This is a genomic window from Chryseobacterium sp. POE27, from assembly GCF_039727685.1.
In the GTDB taxonomy this organism is placed as follows: Bacteria; Bacteroidota; Bacteroidia; order Flavobacteriales; family Weeksellaceae; genus Chryseobacterium.
The window spans coordinates 2,040,501-2,058,841 of record NZ_CP152475.1 but is presented as its reverse complement, the minus strand read 5'-3'; the positions used below and the strand labels follow the sequence as shown (position 1 = coordinate 2,058,841).

The 18,341-nt window shown below is 35.7% G+C and carries 18 protein-coding genes and 1 pseudogene; 5 read left to right on the top strand and 14 right to left on the bottom strand.

Features of this window, described 5'->3' with window-relative positions:
• Window positions 1–219 precede the first annotated feature (219 nt).
• Window positions 220–615 (bottom strand): helix-turn-helix domain-containing protein, encoded by a 396-nt coding sequence (locus AAHI02_RS09740; RefSeq protein WP_346986476.1) that lies wholly within the window; start codon window positions 613–615, stop codon window positions 220–222.
• Between the two features lie 171 nt (window positions 616–786).
• Between AAHI02_RS09740 and AAHI02_RS09735 the strand changes: the two genes are divergently transcribed.
• Both AAHI02_RS09735 and AAHI02_RS09730 read left to right on the top strand, forming a co-directional pair.
• Complete coding sequence (locus AAHI02_RS09735) at window positions 787–1,005, top strand: hypothetical protein (RefSeq protein WP_346986475.1); 219 nt, start codon at window positions 787–789, stop codon at window positions 1,003–1,005.
• A gap of 43 nt (window positions 1,006–1,048) precedes the next feature.
• Window positions 1,049–1,807 carry a GLPGLI family protein gene (locus AAHI02_RS09730; RefSeq protein ID WP_346986474.1) on the top strand — a complete coding sequence of 253 codons (759 nt, stop codon included), beginning with the start codon at window positions 1,049–1,051 and terminating at the stop codon, window positions 1,805–1,807.
• A 260-nt stretch (window positions 1,808–2,067) separates the two neighbouring features.
• On the opposite strand, the gene AAHI02_RS09725 is transcribed toward AAHI02_RS09730, so the two are convergent.
• Entirely contained in the window at window positions 2,068–2,553 is a 486-nt protein-coding gene (locus AAHI02_RS09725) for a hypothetical protein (protein ID WP_346986473.1), read from the bottom strand.
• 329 nt (window positions 2,554–2,882) lie between these two features.
• Here AAHI02_RS09725 and AAHI02_RS09720 point away from each other — a divergent pair, with 329 nt between their 5' ends.
• Both AAHI02_RS09720 and ribB read left to right on the top strand, forming a co-directional pair.
• Window positions 2,883–3,887 (top strand): LLM class flavin-dependent oxidoreductase, encoded by a 1,005-nt coding sequence (locus tag AAHI02_RS09720; RefSeq protein WP_346986472.1) that lies wholly within the window; start codon window positions 2,883–2,885, stop codon window positions 3,885–3,887.
• 66 nt (window positions 3,888–3,953) lie between these two features.
• On the top strand, window positions 3,954–5,075 hold the full coding sequence (gene ribB / locus AAHI02_RS09715) for a 3,4-dihydroxy-2-butanone-4-phosphate synthase (RefSeq protein ID WP_346986471.1): 1,122 nt from the start codon (window positions 3,954–3,956) through the stop codon (window positions 5,073–5,075).
• A gap of 192 nt (window positions 5,076–5,267) precedes the next feature.
• Here the strand turns inward: ribB and fmt are convergent, their stop codons facing one another.
• The 5 genes from fmt to folK all read right to left on the bottom strand — a co-directional run bounded on the left by fmt (window position 5,268) and on the right by folK (window position 11,706).
• Window positions 5,268–6,215 (bottom strand): methionyl-tRNA formyltransferase, encoded by a 948-nt coding sequence (gene fmt, locus AAHI02_RS09710; RefSeq protein ID WP_346986470.1) that lies wholly within the window; start codon window positions 6,213–6,215, stop codon window positions 5,268–5,270.
• A 458-nt stretch (window positions 6,216–6,673) separates the two neighbouring features.
• On the bottom strand, window positions 6,674–8,575 hold the full coding sequence (locus AAHI02_RS09705) for an ATP-dependent DNA helicase RecQ (protein WP_346986469.1): 1,902 nt from the start codon (window positions 8,573–8,575) through the stop codon (window positions 6,674–6,676).
• A gap of 80 nt (window positions 8,576–8,655) precedes the next feature.
• Entirely contained in the window at window positions 8,656–10,122 is a 1,467-nt protein-coding gene (locus AAHI02_RS09700) for an OmpA family protein (RefSeq protein ID WP_346986468.1), read from the bottom strand.
• A 33-nt stretch (window positions 10,123–10,155) separates the two neighbouring features.
• Window positions 10,156–11,268: an OmpA family protein gene (locus AAHI02_RS09695; protein WP_346986467.1), complete on the bottom strand. Its 1,113-nt coding sequence runs from the start codon at window positions 11,266–11,268 to the stop codon at window positions 10,156–10,158.
• 21 nt (window positions 11,269–11,289) lie between these two features.
• The gene (gene folK / locus AAHI02_RS09690) at window positions 11,290–11,706 is read right to left on the bottom strand and encodes a 2-amino-4-hydroxy-6-hydroxymethyldihydropteridine diphosphokinase (RefSeq protein ID WP_346986466.1); all 417 of its coding nucleotides are present in this window, start codon (window positions 11,704–11,706) and stop codon (window positions 11,290–11,292) included.
• A gap of 104 nt (window positions 11,707–11,810) precedes the next feature.
• Here folK and sppA point away from each other — a divergent pair, with 104 nt between their 5' ends.
• Window positions 11,811–13,484: a signal peptide peptidase SppA gene (gene sppA, locus AAHI02_RS09685; RefSeq protein ID WP_346986465.1), complete on the top strand. Its 1,674-nt coding sequence runs from the start codon at window positions 11,811–11,813 to the stop codon at window positions 13,482–13,484.
• 70 nt (window positions 13,485–13,554) lie between these two features.
• Here sppA and AAHI02_RS09680 read toward each other — a convergent pair whose 3' ends face one another.
• The 7 genes and pseudogenes from AAHI02_RS09680 to proC all read right to left on the bottom strand — a co-directional run bounded on the left by AAHI02_RS09680 (window position 13,555) and on the right by proC (window position 18,298).
• The gene (locus AAHI02_RS09680; protein WP_346986464.1) at window positions 13,555–13,815 is read right to left on the bottom strand and encodes a GlsB/YeaQ/YmgE family stress response membrane protein; all 261 of its coding nucleotides are present in this window, start codon (window positions 13,813–13,815) and stop codon (window positions 13,555–13,557) included.
• Between the two features lie 49 nt (window positions 13,816–13,864).
• Window positions 13,865–14,818, bottom strand: coding sequence for a signal recognition particle-docking protein FtsY (ftsY, locus tag AAHI02_RS09675; RefSeq protein WP_346986463.1), 954 nt, complete (start codon window positions 14,816–14,818; stop codon window positions 13,865–13,867).
• Window positions 14,819–14,999: 181 nt separating this feature from the next.
• On the bottom strand, window positions 15,000–15,152 hold the full coding sequence (locus AAHI02_RS09670) for a DUF4295 domain-containing protein (RefSeq protein WP_002976755.1): 153 nt from the start codon (window positions 15,150–15,152) through the stop codon (window positions 15,000–15,002).
• A gap of 20 nt (window positions 15,153–15,172) precedes the next feature.
• A complete protein-coding gene (rpmG, locus tag AAHI02_RS09665; protein ID WP_027379950.1) occupies window positions 15,173–15,355 on the bottom strand; it encodes a 50S ribosomal protein L33 in 183 nt (60 codons plus the stop codon).
• A gap of 3 nt (window positions 15,356–15,358) precedes the next feature.
• A complete protein-coding gene (gene rpmB / locus AAHI02_RS09660; RefSeq protein ID WP_002976757.1) occupies window positions 15,359–15,601 on the bottom strand; it encodes a 50S ribosomal protein L28 in 243 nt (80 codons plus the stop codon).
• Window positions 15,602–15,754: 153 nt separating this feature from the next.
• Window positions 15,755–17,390: pseudogene (lnt, locus tag AAHI02_RS09655) on the bottom strand (apolipoprotein N-acyltransferase).
• A 104-nt stretch (window positions 17,391–17,494) separates the two neighbouring features.
• Complete coding sequence (gene proC / locus AAHI02_RS09650) at window positions 17,495–18,298, bottom strand: pyrroline-5-carboxylate reductase (RefSeq protein WP_346986462.1); 804 nt, start codon at window positions 18,296–18,298, stop codon at window positions 17,495–17,497.
• Window positions 18,299–18,341 lie beyond the last annotated feature (43 nt).

Sequence of the window (18,341 nt, the reverse complement as noted above, 5' to 3'; positions counted from 1 at the left end):
TCAAGCAGAAGATGAGTTTTAAGCGGTTTCATGATGCAGAATAGAATTGCCTTTATTCAATAAATCCGGATTTAAAATAAGATCCTATAGTTTTTATTCCGTCCTCATCTTTTTCTAAGGTATGGGGGCAGTGCTTCTTTGAAGCTAGCCTCAAAAATAAGAAACCTTATAGACTTTAAGAATATGTAAGGTTTTTTATTATTATTTAACTTTCCAAAATTATTTTTTTAATAGACTCTCAATAAGTTTACTTTGGCTCTCCATTAATTTTGCCATTTGCTGCTGATTTTCTAACAATTTATCAATAACATCTTGGGATTGAAAGTTAAATATATTTGAGTCCGTAGGATTTATAACAATTGGATTTACAATATAAGAATTTCCTTCAAATTGAGAATTCGATAAATCAACATTTGGAATTTGCTCCTGAATCAAATCAAAGAAATCGACTTCAAAAATTTCAGCAATTTTCTGTAAGTTTTGCAAAGTAGGTTTAGTTTGTCCGGTTTCCCATTTATTATAAGCAGGCTGGGAAACATCGAGCTGATGTGCAATATCCATTTGTGACCAACCCTTCTGTTCTCTTAGCTTGCGAAGTTTTGTTTCTAAACTCATAAATTCAAGATTTAAACGCTAAAGTAATGCTTTTTAAAATTATAACCAACGGTTATGAATTTTATAACTTTTGGTTGTTGTGCAGAAATGAAAAAGTTTATATCTTTCCGGGGTGATATAAAAATAATCACAATTTTTTAAATAATTATTAACTTTTAAAAATTCAATTACATGAAAAAGAAAATTTTATTTTTCGCCATGCTTGCCCTCTTTACAATGACTTTAATGTCTTTCCTCAGAACATTACAAGCTACATGGACTTCCACTTGCGGAGTTAAGCACATTACAACATTTACTGGTGATTGGACTGAGTCTCAAATGGCTTATTATATCGCTCAAACAAATGCAGGTGAGTGTGGAAATTATCCATCAAGCGTAACTTTTAATTAAATTACAAAGGCTGTCGAAGGACAGCCTTTGTACAAGTATAGATATGAATAAAATATTTCTTTTATTAATTACTTTATTAAGTATTCCTTTCTTTGCACAAAAGATTTCTTTCACACCTTCAATAAGGGTTATTTATGATTCTTCTCTTAAGTTAGGAGACAATTTTAAAAAAGAACAAAAATTTGCATTAATAGGTAATTCGCAAGATTATTATTTTGGTGCTTATCAAAATTATTTGAATGACACAGGACAATATGAAAGTAAAGGTATTGACTTAAGGGCCATTAGTGATTATTTTCAAGAAAGGGTAATAAAAAAAGGTGGGGTCACTAATACTTTTTTGACTGTTACTGAAAGTAAAATAAGATATCAGGAAAACGTAGTACTAAAATGGGTTCTTTATGGAGATACCAAAGTAATCAATGGAGTAAAATGTCAAATGGCAGCTACGAATAAATTTGGAAGGAGGTGGATTGCCTATTTTTCAAAAGAATATCCGCAATCTTTAGGACCTTATAAATTTAACGGATTACCAGGCTTAATTTTTGAATTATATGATACGAAAGATGATTATCACTTTACTGCCACCAAAATTGAAAAGTTCAATGACGAATTTAATTTTAATTTGGAAAGTTTCAAAAATTATACAAAAGAAAATTATTTAAAAGCCTCATTTAATCTTCAATTTACATCAGCTTCTCTGCCTGTTTTACAGGGAGAAATGAGAAAAGAATTTGATGAGGTTATGAAAAAAAAGCAAAGGAGATATAATAATCCTCTTGAATTAAAACCTTTTGAATAATAAATTAAAGGCTGACCAAGAAAATGGTCAGCCTTTAATTTTGCCCGGATCCTTATGACAGCCCTTTATTTTCGTTTTTTTCTTAAACCTTTAATGAAAGTCCCTAAAACTTTAGCCAAATCACTTAAAACTTTAGCCGAAAGACCTAAAATTTTAACCCAAAGACCTAAAACTTTAGCCCAAAGACCTAAATGGAAGGTAAAAAGACTTAAACGGATCATCAAAGAACCTTATCATTGATGTTTCGATAATTATACATATTATTTGTTCTTGTCTTGGACTTCAGAAGTAATGTTTTTTACCGATCTAGGAAAAAACTGTTTCAACTCTGCTACTTTTTCTGCAAAACCAATAACCTCTCTTCCTTTTTTGTATTGTGAATAAGCATAATCGTCTAAGGCATCATTGTAATTGTCGTAATCATGTAAAATTTTGGTGCTTTCCATTTGATATACTAAGCTCGCTAACTTCTCTTTTCTCGTTTCTAAGAAAATCCTGACCTGATAATCATTTTCAAACTCCTCCCAGTTCACATCATCAGCACTCAATTGAGGTTGGTTTGCCCTATAATCTCTCACTTTGTTTACAAAAAGTTTGTTTTGTTCGTTAATGAGTCCATAAAATTTTCGTTGATCGGCATTTAATGCTGCCAGTTTTCCCTGGAATAAGGCTTCTAATTCTGCAATTTTAGTGTCGATTTGTGTTTTTAAATCGGGAGTAAGCTGTGTTTGAATAACGTTTTTCATAATTTGTAAATATTTATATCAAATGTAATAAAAATACATTAATTCGTAATATTTTTATTTATTTATCAAAAAATAAGTATTTTAAATATTATTTCATTGTTAAATGTTTAATTTATGAATATTTTACGCATAATGTCTGTGTAAATAGAATATTATACTTATCTGTAATTAATTGGGAACCGGATCGTATTTTTATATGATTGACAAAAAATTTCCTCCCATAGCTTTTCCCTGAATTCATCGATAAGTCTTATCAATTACAAAAAGTAACTAATGCGAATAATATGTTTTAAATTTGTTTGGTTTTAAAAGACTATAAATTTAAAATTATGCAAAACTTTGAAATATCTGTGCTTGATCTTGCGCCCGTAAAACAGGAAAAGACCATTCACGATACCTTTCAGGACAGTTTGTCTTTGGCAAATCATACTGAAAATCTTGATTATAAAAGATTCTGGCTCGCCGAACACCACAATATGGAAAGCATCGCCAGTTCTGCAACTTCAGTTCTCATCGGCTTTATTGCCAACGGAACCAAAAAAATCAGAGTAGGATCGGGTGGAATTATGCTTCCGAATCACAGTTCTTTAGTCATCGCCGAACAATTCGGAACCTTGGAATCTCTTTTTCCTGGAAGAATTGATCTCGGTCTGGGAAGAGCCCCCGGAACCGACGGTCTGACGGCGCAGGCATTGGGGAGAAATCCTGCAATCATTAATGAACAGTTTCCAAGGCAGATTTTAGAATTACAAAAATATTTTTCTAAAGAAAACCGTGACGCTTTAGTTCGTGCTATTCCGGGTGAAGGGCTGGATATTCCTTTGTATATTCTGGGCTCAAGTACAGATAGCGCTTTCCTGGCTGCGGAACTCGGTCTTCCTTATGCGTTTGCAGGACACTTTGCTCCTGAGCAGATGGAAATGGCATTCAATATTTATAGGCAGAATTTTGAACCTTCAAAATATTCCAACGAACCTTACATTATTGCGTGTGTCAATGGTGTGGCGGCAGAAACTTCTGAAGAAGCTCATAGAATTTCTACCACTTTATTCCAGGCATTTATCAATATTATCCGCAACGACAGAAAACCTTTTGCTCCGCCTGTTGATCATATGGATGAAGTCTGGTCACCAATGGAAAAATCGATGGTTTTACAAAAACTGCGTTACACACTCATCGGAGATCAGTCTGAAATTGAAGATCAGCTTCGAAGCTTTCAGGAAAAATTTAATGTGAATGAGCTGATAATTAATTCTCATATTTATGACCATCAGAAACGATTGGATTCTTATACGATTTTCAGAAAAGCAAAAGATGCTATATTCAAAATATAACAAACCCTTATCATAATTGGGAGATGCTTATTTTATGAGTATCTTTGCGAAAAATTTAAAGTAAAAATGTCTGATATTAAATTAAATACTATTCCGGAGGCTATTGAAGACCTTAAAAATGGTAAAATAATCATAGTAGTAGATGATGAAGACAGAGAGAATGAAGGTGATTTTCTTTGCGCCGCTGAACTGACGACCCCTGAAATCATCAACTTCATGGCCCTTCACGGCAGAGGACTGATCTGTATGCCACTTCCTGAAAAAAGATGTGACGAACTAGGACTGGAAGTAATGGTGAGCCGCAGCAGCGATCCTAAGGAAACAGCATTTACCGTATCGGTTGACCTTCTTGGAAATGGAACTTCTACAGGTATTTCTGCAGCAGACAGGGCAAAAACGATTTTAGCTTTAATGGACGAAAAATCGAAGCCAACCGACTTCATGAGACCGGGGCATATTTTCCCGCTTCGTGCAAAAAAAGGTGGTGTTCTGAAAAGAGCCGGCCACACAGAAGCTGCTATTGATCTTACGTGTCTTGCAGGTTTAAAAGAAGGTGGCGTGATCTGTGAAATTATGAATGAAGATGGTTCTATGTCGCGTTTGCCGGAACTTCATGCTTTTGCGCAGAAACACGATATGAAAATTGTCTCTATCGAAGATCTGATTCATTATCAGTTGAAAAAAGGAAATCTTATTGAAAGAATTGAGGAGAGAAAAGTAAAGACGGCTTATGGGGATTATGATTTCTTTGCTTTCAGGGAAACTTCAAATGATCAGATTCATTTTGCTTTAACGAAAGGTTCGTGGACGGTTGATGAGCCGGTTCTTGTTAGAGTACAGTCTTCAGACTCGTATTTTGATGTACTGACAAGATTAAATAACGGTGAAAAACCTTTATTGGAAAAAGTAACCAATATGGTGAATGAAGCAGGAAAAGGAGCTATTATTTTTATTAATAATGTTTCTAATTCTGAAAACACCTTAAGAAAGCTTCAGCAGTTCCTGAATTATCAGGATGGGCAGGTTCAGCATCCGACTTTGGCGTATAATTACAGAGATTACGGTATCGGAACTCAGATTTTGAAGAATCTTGGAATTAATAAATTTAAAGTAATCACTCAGAATACTAACATTAAACCTCAGGTTGGCGGTTATGATGTTGAGGTGACGGAGATGGTACAGCTTTAATGTGAGTGGTGAATGGTCAATGCGCTTTGCTTGTCAATTTTTCTATCAGCTTAAAATTGGTCGTTTGCCTTAAAAAAAATCAGTGAAGTAATCAATTACAGCTTGTTTTATAAAGGCTAATTTTAAAATTGACTATTCGCTTGCGAAGCAGAATTCAGTATTGACAACATATAAAAATGGCTTGAGAAATTCTCAGGCCATTTTTATTTCGTCAAAACTTCTGAATCCGTTCAGAAAGTCTTTAATATTCATTCTTTTCTTTCCTTCAAGCTGCAATTCCAAAGGATAATAAATTCCATCCTGAGTGTATATTTTAAACTCATTCTTTGAAATATCCAATGTTCCGGCTACCTTATCATGATTTGAAACTTCAAACTTTCCGCCAAAAATTTTCAATCCCTTTTCTTCTTCTCCAATTTTCAATGTTGTGAAAGCAGCCGGATAGGGAGACATTCCCAAAATAAACTGATGCACTTCTTTTGAGTTTCCTGCCCAGTCTATTTTTGTATTTTCTTTAAATATTTTGTACGCATTTTTAGGATGCTCAACTTGTGGCTGAGGTCTTTCCGTAATGGAATTTTCTGCCAGTCCGTCAAGTGTTTTTACGACGAGTTTTGCGCCCATTTCCATTAATCGATCGTGAAGGCTTCCCGCATTTTCATCAGGCAAAATAGCCAATTCTTCCTGAAGCAGAATATTTCCCTCATCAATTTTCTCATTAATAAAGAACGTTGTAGCACCGGTTTTTTCTTCTCCGTTGATTACCGCATAATTAATAGGAGCAGCTCCTCGGTAATCCGGAAGCAGGGAAGCATGAAGATTGAATGTTCCCATTTTAGGCATTTCAAACAATACTTTTGGCATCATTCTGAAAGCGACTACGACAAAAACATCGGCATCCAGCTTTCTCAATTCTTCCAGAAATTCGGGATTTCTTAATTTTTCCGGTTGAAAAACAGGGATGTTATTTTGTACGGCGAAAATTTTCACAGGAGACTGATTGATTTTCTGTCCGCGTCCGCTTGCCTTGTCTGCCACGGTTACAACTCCTACGACTTCATGATGAGACTGATGAATGGCTTCCAAAGAAGTCTTTGCAAACTCCGGAGTGCCTAAAAAAACGACTTTCAATGATTTCATGCTGCAAAGATAAGGTCTTTATCAAAGGATTAAAAGATTTAAAATTAAAGATTGAAGTAATTTTTTTAAATTATAAAAGCTTGTTTAAATTCTAAATTTATTTTTAACATTAAGAATTAAGGTATAATTTCTTAATGTTAAGAATAAACTTTGTTTTTTTGGACAAAGCACATTAAGTATATGTCCATAAAATTAATAAAATTTAAATAGGCTCTAAGTTTTTTTAACTCTTTTATTTAACAGCAAAAGTTACAAAAGATTAGAAATTTCTATCTTGAGCAATTTTAAAAGAAAAAGCTAACAATAGTTTTTAAAAATCTTTGATTTTTGTTCTTTTGAAAGCTTTGATTAGCTTAGCTCATAAAACTTTTAAACTTGTCTTTTGCGACTTTTGTGGTTAAATTCAATATTAGTTAAAACAGGTTTTATAAATATGACCATTGCCAATTACTCATTGCTCATGTTAGGGCATACGTTCTGAAATTCAGCATTTTTACTTTTCCTGAATCCAACAGATAAATAAGATTTTCCAAAATATTTTCTTTGGATTGATAGTTCAGCTGAAGGGATAATTCTTCAATCGTAGAAGGTTTTTTAGCCAGTATATTTATGATTTCGCCCGAAATATTTTTTCCGAAAATAGATTGCTTGTTTTTTTCACAGACAGAACATTTTCCACAGTTTTTGGATTTTTTTTCACCGAAATACGTCAGGATCAGTTTCATTTTACAATGCTTGTCATCCTCAATATAGAATTTCATTTCTTCCCATTTCTGAATTTTGTTTTTCTGAATATGTTCAAAAAGTTTCCAGTACTGAGAATTATTAAGTCTCTCATCACGAGGTTTTAAAAATTTAATACTGGACAAAGCGCCATCAACGTACTCAACATACCCTTTTTGCTGAAGCTCTTTTAATCTTTCTTTGATTAAATGGATGCTTACGCCGATCTTATTGCTTACCTGCTGTTCGCTGAACATCACTTTATGTGCCGTAATTCCAGAAATGGTACGAAGCATGAGTTCAATAAAGTATGAATCTTTATGAGGTATCTGATCTATCTCGTCAGGCTGCATTAAAAGCTGCAGGGAGGAAAGGCTTTTATGGTCGTTAAAATAAATAATTTCCTGATTATGAAGGAAGTTCAGAACATTCTTAATCTTCGCTGAAGACAATTTGGTAAAATTCTGAATTCCGCTAAGATTGAGCTGAAAAACTTTTTCAGGCATTTCAAATTCTGCCACCTGGAAAATAGAGTATAGGTAAGTAATGATTTTTAAAAATTCAACTTTATTTGGGATTTGATTCTTTAAAATATCATCAAAATTTGACAGTTCCTGCTTGTCCCAAAGCAAAAAGGCAAAACTTTCCTGGCCATCTCTTCCCGATCTTCCGATTTCCTGATAATAGTTTTCGATGGATGGAGCCGGAGAATAATGAATGACAAACCGTACATTATCTTTGTCGATCCCCATTCCAAATGCATTAGTAGAAATTAAAATATGACTGTCACTGTTATTCCAGATCATCTGTTTGGCATTCTTTTCCTTTGCGGTAAGACCGGCATGGTAAAAATCGACATTTTTCAGCTGATTTTTATGAAGAAACTCACATAGCAGCTCAGTTTCCCTTCTGGTTCTTACATAAATAATTCCTGATTGTCTGGTAAACTTTAAGATATCATAGATCTTCTGAAATTTATCCGAAACTTCTTCAGTGAAAATTCTGATATTATCACGTCTGAAGCTTTTCTGAAATACCTGTGGGGTTTTCAGCTCAAGCTTTGATTTGATCTCTTCCAGAACCTTCGGAGTAGCAGTTGCCGTTAACGCAAGACACGGAATCTTAGGATTATTTTTCCTGAATTCTTTTATATTCTGATAACTCGGCCTGAAATCCTGACCCCATTCAGAAATACAGTGTGCCTCATCCACCGCAATGAATGACAGCTGAATTTCCTCGATATTCTGAAGGAACTGCTTATTAGTTAACCGTTCAGGAGAAATGTAGAGCATTTTTGTTAAGCCTTCCTTACAGCGGTCATAAATACCTTCTGCGTAGTATTCATCCAGTTCGGAAGATAAATATTCTGCTTCAATTCCTCTCAGTTTCAATTGACTCACCTGATCTTTCATCAGTGCTAAAAGAGGGGATATAATGAGACACGTTCCTTCTTTTAATAATGCCGGAAGCTGATAACATAGAGATTTTCCCGCCCCTGTAGGCAAAAGAACGAGCGTATCTTTTTCGTTAATAACAGAATCAATAATAGCTTCCTGGGAATCACGGAAGTTATCATAACCCCAAAAATATTGTAAGGTTTTAAATTTTAATTCTTGAAAATCTTGTTGAGAAATCATAGGATAAAAATAATGAAACTAAACTGACAAAAAAAAGCCACGCGATGCGTGACTTTATATATTAGGTGCTAAAATTACAATTATTTAGCTTCAAAATACACTCTTCTGTTGGCTCTGTTTTTCCATTCAGGGCATTTTGTAGCAGGGTTACATTCAGGGTATTTCAGGTCTTTTTCGCCTCTTCCCACTGCATTTAATTTATCAGATTGAACACCATTTTTAATCAAATAATCTTTGACATTATTTGCTCTTCTCTCAGATAATTTTTGATTGTATGCCTCGGAAGCTCTTGTATCGGTTGTTCCGATTACGGTGTAAGTTCCGCTGGAAGAGTTGATATAATCAACAGCATTATTCAGAATAGGAGTGTTTGAAGGTAAGATTCTGTCTGAATTCAGATCAAATTCAATCCCTTCCAGTTTTGTTTCCCTTTCATCTACCAGCCCACCTGTTACCGGTGTTGATGTAACTACCGGGCAACCATTGTTTTCAACCGGTCCCGGAACTGTTACACATTTATCATAAAGATCAATAACGCCATCCAGATCCGTATCGAGGGCAACTCCGGCGCCATCTACTCTTGCTCCGGCAGGCGTATCAAGCTGTCTGTCCCAATCATCACATACACCATCATTATCAAGATCCCCTTTTTTACAAACTTCAATATCCTGATTTTTATTAGCTAACACATCAAGCTTATAGTACATTTCCTGAAGAGGATCGTGCCACATTACATGAGATTCATGTTTTCCTAATTTTAAAGAAAGACCGATTGATGCGTTAAAGAAATTGTCGGAAACCTGTTCTTCACGTTGGTTGAGAACACTATATTTGTCGCCACCTCCATCAAATTCATCATCACCTGTAATGACATACATTACTCTACCTTCGATATCAATTCTTTTGTTGATTTTAAATTTAAGACCGGCACCAGCCTGTGCAAACATAGAACCTAGTTTGAACGGTTTAAGTTCAGTAACGAGTCTTTGTCCGTTCTCATCTTTCTGATAGGCACGATAGGCCAGAGTTCCAAGACCTGCGTATCCGTGTAATGCCCATCTGTAGGGAGAATGATTATCTACTCTTCTGAAAAGATTTGAAAAGTTAACATCTCCTAACAATGAAATCGCATCATATTGTGTTCTTGCTCCCACCTGTTGATTGGCAGATGCATTGGCAGGCGCAGCATCTTTTGTATTAAACCATCCTTGTCTTGTTTCTCCTCTGTCATACTGTAAATTGATACCAAAAGCATGGGTAATCGCTTTATCGATGCTGACGTAAGCAGAATATCCAAAAAGATTTTTACCGTTACCGTTTTTTATAGAAGTAAGGTCAGCAGACTGAACTAACGGTACACCGGCACCGAATGAAATTGCCCAATCATTGAATCTTTTTGATTTATTTGTAAAAGGAGAAATATTTGCAGAACCTGAAGAGAATGTATTTGGATATTCTCCGTTTGAAGTTACAGCAGTCGAGTCTTGTGCAAAGCCGGCTGTAGGAACAGCTAGTGCTAATGCGACAATTGCTAAACTTAATTTCATAGTGTATTTTTTATTTAGTTAATTAAATATTCATTATTTATTAGTAGGACATCCTTTATTTTCAACTGGTCCGGGAACCGTTACACACTTGTCATACAGGTCGATAACGCCGTCAAGGTCAATATCTAATGCTACACCGGCACCATCTACTCTTGCACCTGCAGGAGTATCAGGCTGTCTGTCCCAGTCGTCGCACACACCATCATTATCTTTATCACCTTTTTCACAGACAAGCAATTCAGGGCTTCTGCTTTCCAAAATATGGGTTCTGTAATAGGCTTCCTGCAGGGGATCATGCCAAGCAAGATGCGACAGGTGTTTACCCAATTTGAAAGAAAGTCCCAGGTTAACCGTCCACATATTATCTGATCTTCTTTTATCGATCATATTATATTTAGGGATAGTTGAGTTCGGATCATAATCGCCGGAACTTGCGTATCCGCCGCCGTCAAACTCATCATCACCACTTATGATATACATTGTTCTTGCTTCAATATCGATCAGTCTGGAAACCTTGTATTTCATACCTATTCCAAACTGAAAATAGGACGAGGTAATTCCCAATTTCTGATTCATAAACAGTGGAATTCTTCTGGGATTGCTGCTCCAACTGTAATCTTTATTGTCATGCAGAGAAGTATTAAAGTTCATGAATCCGATACCGGCATATCCGTGCATGGCCCATTTATAAGTCGAATGGTTGTCTACTCTTCTTAAAATGTTTGAAAAATTCACATCGCCCATGAGAGCAATCTGATTATATTTCGTTTTTGCTTCTGCCACTCCGGCAGCTATTCCTTCAGCTCCTTCCAGCTGTGCTTTTTGTGTTGTTTCACCTCGCTGATAGATCAGGCTGATGCCTACAACATGATTGATTTGCTTGTCTAAACTTACATAAGAATTGTATCCCCAATTGACCTTTTCGTCCGTGATTGACTTGAGGTCTGAATGTACCATAAATGCAGCACCACCTCCTACAGATACAGACCAGTCGTTGAATCTTCTGGTTGTGTTGTTGAAAGGCTGAACATTGGCAGAACCCGAAGAGAATGTATTGGGATACATATTATTTGAAGTAACAGCAATACTATCTTGTGCATAAGTTGCGATGGGCAAAATAGCCAATAATAATAAACCTAATTTCATACAGTATGTTTTATGTGTTTTTCAGATAAAATCTTTTAATAATATTCTGGAAAATTCTCTTTCAAAAAGATGTTTTTGGTGAGGGAGTTCTAATCTTTTTGAGATAAATTTCATTCCATTAAACTTTACGATATCAATATCAATAATTCTGTCGGTATAGCCTTCTGTTACTGCTGAATCGTTTATTCTTCCCATTTCCTTTTCAATGTCTTTTATGCGATCAAGAAGCTGAATCGGAGAGAAGTTCGTTAATATTATTGCTGCAATATTACAAAAAATATTGGAACTTTCAAATTCCACAGGATCAGATATTAAAAATTCACTTACGCTTATGATCTCATTTCCTGCATCTTTGATTTTCTCCAGGGCAGTCTCAAGGTTTTTTTTGGGGTCTCCAAGATTACTTCCCAGTAACAAAACGACTTTATGTTGCGACATATTGAAAAATGATTGATTTATGAAAAGCTTTTTTTAAAAATGTACTGGCAAATATAGTGGCTATTGTCATATTATGTGTCGTGTTTTTCTTCTTTTTCATCATAATGCTGGTCTTCAGCGCTATGGGAAGCGAGAAGTCTGTAGTCGTAAAAAAGAATTCCGTTCTCACCATTAATTTAAAAACCAATATTATCGACAGTCCGACTGAGGAACAGAGAGGATTATTTGATATCAGCGATCAGAATAAAAGTGTCCTGATTTATGATGCTATCGAGGCAATTAATAAAGCCAAAACCGATGATAATATTAAAGGAATCAGTATTGAAGCCGATTATCTTAATGCCGGAATTACCCAAATCGATGACCTCAGAAATGCTATTACCGATTTTAAGAAAAGCGGAAAATTCGTTTATGCTTACGGAAACGCAGTTTCTCAGGGATCTTATTACTTAGGATCTGTTGCGGATCAGTATTATCTGAATCCTTCAGGAATGATCGAACTGAAAGGTCTGGCAACGGAAGTAACGTTCTTTAAAGATTTTGCCGATAAATATGGTATTGGTATTGAAGTGATCCGTCACGGAAAATTCAAATCTGCGGTCGAACCGTTTTTAAGAAATGATATTTCCCCGGAGAACAAAGAACAATTGAATACGCTTCTGAATGATATCTGGAAGAACACTTCGTCGAAAATGGCATCTTCCCGGAAAATTGATACGGCCGCATTCAGAACTGTGGTAGACAGCCTTTACGGAATGATTCCTGAATTAAGTTTAAAATATAAACTGGCCGACAAACTGATCCAGAAAACAGAATATGATCAGTTGATTAAATCAAAATTAAATGTAAAGGAAGACGAAAAATTAAACAAAATTTCATTAGGAAAATATATTGCTTCCTATGCTGATGATGAGAAATCGGGAGATAAAGTTGCGGTTTTATATGCTTCCGGGTCCATCAACGGAGGGGACGAATATAATGATATTCACTCTGAAAAATATATTAAATACATTAAGGATCTTCAGGAAAATGATAAAGTAAAAGCTGTTGTATTCAGAATTAATTCTCCGGGAGGGAGTGCTAATGCTTCTGATGAAATCTTATTTGAACTTCAGCAGCTTAAAAAGAAAAAACCACTCATTGTTTCTTTTGGAGACTATGCAGCGTCCGGTGGATATTATATTGCCATGGCGGCTGATAAAATTTATTCTGAACCTAATACGCTGACGGGATCAATAGGGGTTTTCGGAGTAATTCCTTATTTCAGGGATCTTGCCAATAAAAATGGCGTGCGTTCGGATATTGTTTCTACGAATGCCAATTCTCAGTATTATTCTGCATTAAATGGCGTTACGCCTTATGGAGTAAGCATGATTACAAGAAGTGTGGAAGGAACTTATAAGAGATTCGTACATTTTGTGACCCAGAACAGAAAGCAGACTTTTGAGCAGATCGATAGTGTAGGAGGCGGAAGAGTATGGAGCGGAACCAGAGCCAAGCAGATTGGTCTTGTAGATGAACTGGGAACACTGAATGATGCCGTGAAATTTGCCGCACAGAAAGCCGGACTGAAATCGTACGCCGTATCTTCTTATCCGAAAAGCATGACGCCTTTTGAGCAGATATTTAAAGACCTGAATCAGGATGAAATTTCAGAAAGAGCAATTAAAAATAAGATTGGAAAATCAAATTATGAGATTATGCAGCAGATCGTAGAAAAGAGAAAACTACAATCTGAAGTGAAAATGGAAATGCCTTACCAGATTAAAATTAACTAAATTATATTGTACAAAGAAACGGCGGATTTGAATTTCAAATCCGCCGTTTTAATTTTTTATTAGGCTTAAATTAACTCTTCCTTGTAAGCATTCCGTAGATCCAGAGAACAATTAAAGCTCCTCCAATAGCCAGGATCCAGCTTTTGAAATTCCAGAATGAATCTACATCTCCCCAGTGAAGAATATATACACCGATTGATCCTCCGATAAAAGCTCCAATAATCCCCAGAATCATAGTGATAAGTATTCCACCGCCTTGTTTTCCCGGCATAATTGCTTTAGCTAGTGCTCCGGCTAACAGCCCGAAAATAATCCATGTTAAAAATCCCATAGTTGCATTTTTTTTAATGTTAATAATTTGATGATTGGTTCAAGAAGATTTATCTCTTCTTGAAAAATGAATCTACAAACTCTGTACCATTAAATAATTGCAAATCCTGCATTTTCTCTCCGACACCAATGTATTTTACGGGGATCTGAAACTGATCCGAAATGCCGATCACCACACCGCCTTTTGCCGTGCCGTCTAATTTAGTTACTGCCAAAGCATTTACCTCTGTTGCTGCTGTAAACTGTTTGGCCTGCTCGAATGCATTCTGGCCTGTAGAACCGTCAAGAACCAGTAAAATCTCATGAGGCGCATCAGGAATTACCTTTTGCATCACCCTTTTTATTTTTGAAAGCTCATTCATCAGATTGATCTTGTTGTGAAGTCTTCCTGCCGTGTCAATGATTACAACATCTGCATTCTGGGCAACCGCACTCTGTACCGTATCAAAAGCTACGGAAGCCGGATCTGAACCCATTTCCTGTTTTACGATAGGAACCCCAACTCTTTCGCTCCAGATTACCAGTTGGTCAACCGCTGCAGCTCTGAATGTATCTGCTGCACCCAATACTACCTTTTTGCCTTCAGATTTAAACTGATGAGCCAGTTTTCCGATCGTTGTTGTTTTTCCGACACCGTTTACCCCCACTACCATAATCACGTAAGGCTTTTTGGAAGCATCTATGTTTCCTGTTCCGGCATGAGGGTTTTCTAGCAAAAGTCCAGAAATTTCGTCCCGAAGTATTTTATCTAATTCATTTACGCTTACATATTTATCTTTGGCAACACGCTCCTCAATTCTTTCTATGATCTTGATGGTTGTTGATGCACCGACATCAGAAGCAATAAGTATTTCTTCAAGGTTATCCAGAACTTCATCATCTACCTTGCTTTTACCGACTACGGCTTTTGTCATTTTTTCGAAAAAACCCTGGCTGGATTTTTCTAATCCTTTATCTAAGGTTTCTTTTTCTTCTTTTTTAAAAATTTTTTTAAACCAACTCATCTTTATGAATTACGGAATTTTATTAATTAAAGATAGAAGCTGGAGGATGGAAGTCTGAAGTTCTACAATTTGTAATAACTTCCAGCCTCCAGCTTCTGACTTCCAGCTAGATTGAAAGCAAAGATAACAAAAAAACTACCCAAAAGATGAGTAGTTTTTTATATTGTAAATAAAGTGTAGATTATTTTTTCAAATAACCGTCTACTTCGTCTGCATTCATTACTTTTTCTTCGAAAACGTAAGCTCCTGATTTAGAAGACTTCACCATTTTCACCACTTTAGTCATCTTTTTAGACTGACCGCTTTGTAGGGTTGCTACTACTTTCTTTGCCATGGTAAATTATATTTTAATAATTACTTGATTTCTTTGTGAACAGTTACTTTCTTAAGAACAGGATTGTATTTTTTCAATTCCAATCTTTCAGTTGTGTTCTTTTTATTCTTTGTAGAAATGTATCTAGACATTCCTGGCATACCACTTTCTTTGTGCTCTGTACATTCAAGGATTACTTGAACTCTGTTTCCTTTTTTTGCCATGATTTAGTTCTTTTTAATCAATCCGTTTCTGGTTGCTCTTTCAATAGCTTCCTCGATTCCAATCTTGTTAATCACTCTCAATCCATGAGCTGATACTTTCAGTGTTACGTGCTTATCCTGCTCCGGAAGGTAAAATTTCTTCTCTAATAAGTTAATTTCAAAACGACGCTTCGTTTTGTTATTAGCGTGAGAAACGTTGTTACCAACCATTGCACGCTTTCCTGTTATTTGGCAAATTCTTGACATATCTCGATGTTCTTATTTGTACTATAATATTTGAGAGTGCAAAATAACGAAGAATTTTTTAGATAGACAAATCTTTTGAGAAATTATTTATAAATAACTTATTGATATTAACTTCAAATAACTTCAGTTTTTATCCTTCAACTTCCTGTCTCGCTAACTTTTCTTTGCTCTGTTCTGAAATCGTTTTATTAAAAAATAAAACAGTAAAAATCCTAAAGCAAAAATTGAAAATCTTGACAAGAGATCGCCCGTTCTTGTGTAAAATGTCATTTGGTCGTAAAGGTTCACTTTCGCAAATAAAGCTATTTTATCACCATAAAAAGTATCTTCAATGATTTCTCCTTTTGCATCAATGTGCGCAGAAATTCCGCTGTTGGCTGCGCGTGCAATTTCTCTTCTGGTTTCTATTGCTCTGAGTCTTGCATAGGATAAAAGCTGCCTGTGGCCTTCTGAAACTCCCCACCAGGAATCATTAGTCATAATCCCTAAAAAGTTGGCTCCCTTTTTTTACGTAATCACCTGTAAATTCACCGTAAATACTTTCATAGCAGATAATAGGAGCTATTTTTCCTTTATTGTAAGGATTTGAAAATGCCACTCTTTCTTTATCGGTTCCCAAAGAAGCTACCGTTCCGCCCAGATTAAGCATGGCATCACCTAGTAAAGGCTTTAAATAACTCATATAAGGAAATATTTCAACGCCCGGAACCAGCTTTCCTTTATGATAAACCTCAATATTTCGATTGGGGATAACCTGAACGGCAGAATTGAAACTTTCCACCCAAAGTCCGGGATTCAATTGATAAGCTTCTTTCGGGAGATTTTCTTCGGAAGTATAAAATTTATGCGAAGAAATTCCTGTTGCGAATACAGAACCGGGATGTTTTGTTAAAAATGTTTTAATGTTATTTAAAATCACGCTTTTTTCAAAAGATCTCTCGGAAATAGAACCTCTTCCCGGAAGAGCAGTTTCCGGAGCAATGTAATAATCTATTTTTCCTTTTGAGTTTTTTTCTGCCAGATCGAGAAGGTCATTTTCAATTGTCAGGCTGTCTTTGGAGTATTTTTCGGCGTAAGGATCAAGGTCAGGCTGCAGCATCAGAACATTTACACTTCCGATCGGTTTTTCATTAAAATTATTAAATTTAATAATGGAAATAATCATCGGAATAACAATCGAAGCGACTACGATTGATGTGTTTTTGATCAGATCTTTTCTTTTTCTTCCGGCCTGCCAGATTCTTATGGTGTAAAAGATCAGAACATTAATTAAAAGTATCCAGAAACTTCCGCCGGTAGCACCCAGCGTGTCGTACCATTGAATCAGTTTCGGATAATCTGAAAATGCGTTTCCCAGATTCAGCCAGGGCCATGTAAATTCCCAATTCAGATGAAATTTTTCAAAACTCATCCAAATGGCGATGAAAAAGGCTAATCCCCAATACGTTCCCTGCGCATTTTTGTACCAGTGATAACATTGGAATACCAAAGAATAAAGAAGGGAATTAACCAGTACAGGAAATACAACGGCCAGTATAGAGTGGCTTCCATCAGGATTTTTAGCTCCATATAACCATCCGGTAGTTACAATATTCCAGATGACGAAACATATATAGGAAAGCCCGAAAACCACCCAGCTTTTTCTTTTGTAATCTGAAAATTTTGAAACGCCGTGTTCCATCATCAAAAGCGGAACAAGAGCAAAAAATATAAAAAACGGAACCCCATAAGTAGGCCATGATATCGACAGCAGCATTGCTGAAATGAGCGTAAGTAAAACGTATTTCATTCAATTGATTTAACACACAAATTTAAGGCTTTTGAAATGAAAAAAAATGCAATTGATGTTAAAGAAATCTTATAAAATTCTTGATTACGAATTAATACTGTGAATTATCCGTTCAGTTCTTTTGCGCGTTTTTCAGCATCCAGAATTCCGTTTTTCAGGATTTCCTTAAGGTTGTTTTCATTAAAAGTTTTCAGTGCTGCTTCCGTTGTGCCACCTTTTGATGCGACATCCTGAATCAATTCTTCTAAATTTTTATCAGAATTATTAATCAGATGATAGGCTCCCAACATGGTCTGTTGTACGAAAAGTTTAGATAAATTTTCATCAATTCCCATTTCAATGCCTGCTTTAATCATGGCATCAACAATATAATAAAAATAGGCTGGCCCACTTCCTGAAAGCGCTGTAACGCCGTCCAAAAGTTCTTCATTTTCGAGATAAACAGATCTTCCGGTTGAATTCAGTAGTCTTTCGATGTTAATAAGCTGGCTGAAAGAAATGCCTTGCGCAGAAGTGTATCCGGTAATTCCCATTCCAAGAAGAGTGGGGGAATTCGGCATCGCTCTTACAACCAGGGGATGATTGAGTAATTTCTGAATTTTTTCGATTTTAATTCCTGCCATGATCGATAAAACCATCTGGCTTTGGTTTAACTGAAGAGGAAAGTTTTCAGAAAGATGTTGAAAATCCTGAGGTTTCACAGAAAGAATAATTAAATCCGAATCCAATTCTTTTACGTCATCAAAAGTTGAGATTTTTGACTTCGGAAATTCTTCGGATATTTTTGAAATTTTTGCTTCGTTTCTTGTGATAAGATGCAGGTTTTCAGGTTTTATCAGTTCGTACTTTAAAAACGATTTAGAAAAAGATAAGCCCATATTTCCGGCCCCGAGAATAGCTATTTTCATATTGTGTGTTTGTTTTTATGAGGTATTTAACTTTGTCAAAGTT

Bases quoted from the DNA above. Each gene is read 5' to 3' on its own strand.
- AAHI02_RS09740 (WP_346986476.1), bottom strand. From the start codon at position 615: ATGAGTTTAGAAACAAAACTTCGCAAGCTAAGAGAACAGAAGGGTTGG.
- AAHI02_RS09735 (WP_346986475.1), top strand. From the start codon at position 787: ATGAAAAAGAAAATTTTATTTTTCGCCATGCTTGCCCTCTTTACAATG.
- AAHI02_RS09730 (WP_346986474.1), top strand. From the start codon at position 1,049: ATGAATAAAATATTTCTTTTATTAATTACTTTATTAAGTATTCCTTTC.
- AAHI02_RS09725 (WP_346986473.1), bottom strand. From the start codon at position 2,553: ATGAAAAACGTTATTCAAACACAGCTTACTCCCGATTTAAAAACACAA.
- AAHI02_RS09720 (WP_346986472.1), top strand. From the start codon at position 2,883: ATGCAAAACTTTGAAATATCTGTGCTTGATCTTGCGCCCGTAAAACAG.
- ribB (WP_346986471.1), top strand. From the start codon at position 3,954: ATGTCTGATATTAAATTAAATACTATTCCGGAGGCTATTGAAGACCTT.
- fmt (WP_346986470.1), bottom strand. From the start codon at position 6,215: ATGAAATCATTGAAAGTCGTTTTTTTAGGCACTCCGGAGTTTGCAAAG.
- AAHI02_RS09705 (WP_346986469.1), bottom strand. From the start codon at position 8,575: ATGATTTCTCAACAAGATTTTCAAGAATTAAAATTTAAAACCTTACAA.
- AAHI02_RS09700 (WP_346986468.1), bottom strand. From the start codon at position 10,122: ATGAAATTAAGTTTAGCAATTGTCGCATTAGCACTAGCTGTTCCTACA.
- AAHI02_RS09695 (WP_346986467.1), bottom strand. From the start codon at position 11,268: ATGAAATTAGGTTTATTATTATTGGCTATTTTGCCCATCGCAACTTAT.
- folK (WP_346986466.1), bottom strand. From the start codon at position 11,706: ATGTCGCAACATAAAGTCGTTTTGTTACTGGGAAGTAATCTTGGAGAC.
- sppA (WP_346986465.1), top strand. From the start codon at position 11,811: ATGCTGGTCTTCAGCGCTATGGGAAGCGAGAAGTCTGTAGTCGTAAAA.
- AAHI02_RS09680 (WP_346986464.1), bottom strand. From the start codon at position 13,815: ATGGGATTTTTAACATGGATTATTTTCGGGCTGTTAGCCGGAGCACTA.
- ftsY (WP_346986463.1), bottom strand. From the start codon at position 14,818: ATGAGTTGGTTTAAAAAAATTTTTAAAAAAGAAGAAAAAGAAACCTTA.
- AAHI02_RS09670 (WP_002976755.1), bottom strand. From the start codon at position 15,152: ATGGCAAAGAAAGTAGTAGCAACCCTACAAAGCGGTCAGTCTAAAAAG.
- rpmG (WP_027379950.1), bottom strand. From the start codon at position 15,355: ATGGCAAAAAAAGGAAACAGAGTTCAAGTAATCCTTGAATGTACAGAG.
- rpmB (WP_002976757.1), bottom strand. From the start codon at position 15,601: ATGTCAAGAATTTGCCAAATAACAGGAAAGCGTGCAATGGTTGGTAAC.
- proC (WP_346986462.1), bottom strand. From the start codon at position 18,298: ATGAAAATAGCTATTCTCGGGGCCGGAAATATGGGCTTATCTTTTTCT.